Source organism: Photorhabdus viridis (genome assembly GCF_040256935.1).
Classification (GTDB): Bacteria; Pseudomonadota; Gammaproteobacteria; order Enterobacterales; family Enterobacteriaceae; genus Photorhabdus; species Photorhabdus viridis.
In genome coordinates this window covers 1-3,284 of record NZ_JBEJZY010000111.1, presented here as the reverse complement: position 1 = coordinate 3,284, position 3,284 = coordinate 1, and the positions used below count along the sequence as shown (strand labels likewise).

2 protein-coding genes are annotated in these 3,284 nt (G+C 60.4%); both read right to left on the bottom strand.

The features are described 5' to 3' along the window. Positions 1-160: 160 nt before the first annotated feature. On the bottom strand, positions 161-1,498 hold the full coding sequence (locus ABR397_RS22125; protein ID WP_350307597.1) for a VasL domain-containing protein: 1,338 nt from the start codon (positions 1,496-1,498) through the stop codon (positions 161-163). A gap of 50 nt (positions 1,499-1,548) precedes the next feature. Further along, positions 1,549-3,284: type VI secretion system membrane subunit TssM (tssM, locus tag ABR397_RS22120; RefSeq protein WP_350307596.1), on the bottom strand; the 1,736-nt coding region annotated here is incomplete at its 5' end.

Sequence of the window (3,284 nt, the reverse complement as noted above, 5' to 3'; positions counted from 1 at the left end):
AAAAGCCGGCGACGACAAAGGTGTGGGGCGGCAGGCCGGCGGCGGCGAGGGTGAACTGCAACCCGCCGGCGGGTTGCGCCGTCATCCGGTCAGCCATGTGCTGGGCAATTTGCCCGGCGTTTTTTTTCTGCAATGACATATAAGGGGTCCTTTTCTGACGTTACGGTCGGTTTTTTGCCGGGAGCGCGGTCAGCCCGGCGTCTTTCTGCAATGTGTAGTAGCGGCTGAGCAGGGCGTTAAAGCGGTCGTCGGTCTTTTTTCTCAGCGCGGGTGAAACGGGGTGTCCCTGTTCGACCGCTGCGGAGAACTGGCGCAGCAACTCTTCCAGCGGCACCTCGCGGTTGTGGCTGGTCTGAATCTGGTAAATCGCGGTTTTCAGGTAGGAGAGGGTGAAGCTGCCGCGGTTGCGCTCCTGCGCCAGGATGCTGTCGGCTAATTGCTGGAGCTGATTGCGGGTCTGGTGCCAGCTGCCGGGCAGCGGGGCGTTATCCAGCCGGACGGCCTGTAACTGTTGCCAGCGGGTGGTTTCACGCTGCTGTTCGCGGTCCTGCGGCCAGGTCTTTTGCGCCAGGGCGGTCAGCTGGTCGGCATGTTGCAGCACCACCAGCGGGGAGGTATCCGCTAGCCGGGTCAGCTGCTGTGCATAGGTGTGCAGGTCAGGCTGGTCCAGCCAGGCCAGTCGTGCGCCGTCCGGCGTGCCGGTCAGGGCTGTGAGCTGGTGTTGCAGCGGTCGGTAAAGCCCCAGCCAGCTGCCGGTCAGGACAAACGTGCCCAGCAGGACGCCCAGCCCGAAGCCCTGTAAGGCACTCATCCGGGGGGGCGGCTCAGGGAAACGGACCTGGACTTTGGGCGGGCTGCTGTCGCCGCCGGGGCTGTAGCCGGTTTCCGGTTCAGGCGGCTCCGGCTCTGTATTAGCCAGGTAAACCAGCGGCGGCATCTGGACAGGTCTGGCTGCCGGTGTGGGCAGGATACGGGTATTTTCCAGTTTTTTCGCGGTGTTCTGGAAAAACCACAACAGGTTTTCGACTTTGGGCAGGCGTTTCAACTCGGACTGCTGGAGCCGGTCGACTATCAGCTGTAAGGCCCGTTCGGCCCGGTAAATCAGGCGCAGGTCGCGGGCGGTGTAGTCGTGCTGGCGCAGGGCGTTGCCGCTGCGGGTGTTAAACCAGTCGAGCATGTCGGTGCGGACTGCGGGTTGTGGCGGCCACAGTTCATCCCACTGGCTGACCATCACGCCGGCCAGCAGTTCACAGCCTTCGGTAAAGCCGGCCAGGCCGCTCAGTTGCATCCGGGCCAGGGTGTAGTAAATCGCGCTCTGTAAATCGACGCCGTGGGTGCGAAACAGCGTCAGGGCCAGGGATTCAATCAGCGGCCAGTTGACAGCCGGTTGAGACGGGTGGTTAATTTTGTTGATTTCTTCGCGTATTGCCGTGAATGCCGGCAGGTGCATCGGGTTACCGCCGGCACGGATAATCAGGTTTTCAGGGGATTCACGCATGGCAGTTTATCCTTGCCTGCCGCCGCCGGCGCGGGGCAGGTACTTTTTGATTAATAGAGGGTGTCAGGCAGGGTGAACTGGCTGAACAGGCCGCCGGCAAACGGGTTGTCGGATTCATCCACGTAGATGCGGTAGGTCATGTCGCCGCCATCCACGCTGAACAGCACATCGAAGGAATCCTGACGGACGTTGGTCAGTTTGCCGCTGTTAATCAGACGCAGCTGTGCCCACGGGCCGGTGAAGCTGATGGCGCGTGGGGATTTGCCGCTGACGTCCGGTATCAGGGTGAGCTGACTTTCCACCCCGGCCCGCATGGAATTCGGCCAGATTAAGTGCACGATGCTGCCGCGGCCGTGGGCATAATCGAGTAACTGGCCGTCAAGGTTAAGCAGGCTGCGGCGTTTGTTGCCGGTCAGGCTGAGGGGTTCAATGGCAAACTGGACGCCCAGGCCGTTTTGCGGGGTGAAGAAGGTGTCGCGGATACGGTTAGCCAGGGTCAGCTGTTTCAGGACGTCCGGGCGGATAAGCGGTTCACCGTCAGTGCCGTAGATTAAGTTGTTCTCGACAAACGGTTTGAGGTTCTGCTGATAGAACGCATCCAGCGTGCCGCCCGGGCGGAAGAAGCGGTCAAACTCACTGAGCGGCACATCCTGGGTGGCTTCCGGGTTGAACGGATAGCGGCCGGCCAGGTAGGTCTGGTACTGTCTGACGACGTTTTCGCTCCATTCGACTTCCAGCGAGCTGACTGCGGCCATCATGACCACCCGCCACGCCTGTTCAGCCAGTTCACCGACCCAGCGGTTTAACGGTTCCGGCAGGGTTTTCGCCAGCTGCTGTACTTCGAAGATGGGGTCGCTGTTGTTCTGTTCCAGTCGCAGCTGAACTGCTTTCAGGGCGGCTTTACCCGGTACCGGGGCGTTCTGAATCGCCAGCAGGTAGCGGTGCAGCGCGATCAGTTTCTGATAAACCCCCTGCAGGGTGCTGTTTTTATCCCCGTATTCCACCAGCACGGCGGTTTCGGGGGCGAATTCCCGGTTGATGCGCACCAGCAGGCGATAATCCGGCGTGTCGCGTAACTGCTGTTGCTCTTTGGCCGGCAGGGTCGTATTCATCACCGGCAGGCGGGTGTTGTCGCTGAGGATTTGCAACGCGCGGCTGAGGGGCTGTTCCCCACTGATGACCTGCTCAATGGCGCTGATGGCCTGCGGGATATCGGTAAAATGCCGGATATCCAGATTGTTCATGGCCCCGCGCCAGGTGGCGGTGTAGTCCCCCAGGTATTGTTCGGTGATTTGGCGCTGGATTTCCTGGCGGTCGGTCTCGCTGTACTGCACGTTGTGCGACAGATTCAGCACCCAGCTGTCCATCACGGTCAGGTCAATCAGCTGGTCGTCCTGTTTGACGAAGTAGTTGTTCAGGCCGTTTATCGTCAGGAACTGGGGGATAATCAGCTGCCTGTCATTATTGGCGATAAAGATGCTGTCAAAGCTGGGGCCAATCTGGTCACGCAGGTTGAGCGGCGGCGGCAGCGAGTCCTGGGCTTTGATACGCAGGTTCTGGTACACCCGCTGGTAAATGGAGAGCTGGCTCAGTTCTTTCTGGGCGTTTATCATCGGCAGTTTGTAAGGGGCAAAGCTGCTGATTGCGGTCGGGTTATCCGCCTCCCGCGCAGCCTGCCAGTCAGTGTGGTCCAGCGCATAGTCGAGGTGGGTCAGCAGCTGTTCCTGTACCTGACGCTGGCCGTTAAATACCTGACTCCAGCGTTCGCGCATGTACTGTTCTACCA

What these genes read in the sequence shown, in the direction of transcription:
- ABR397_RS22125 (WP_350307597.1), bottom strand. Translation starts at nt 1,498, where the DNA reads ATGCGTGAATCCCCTGAAAACCTGATTATCCGTGCCGGCGGTAACCCG.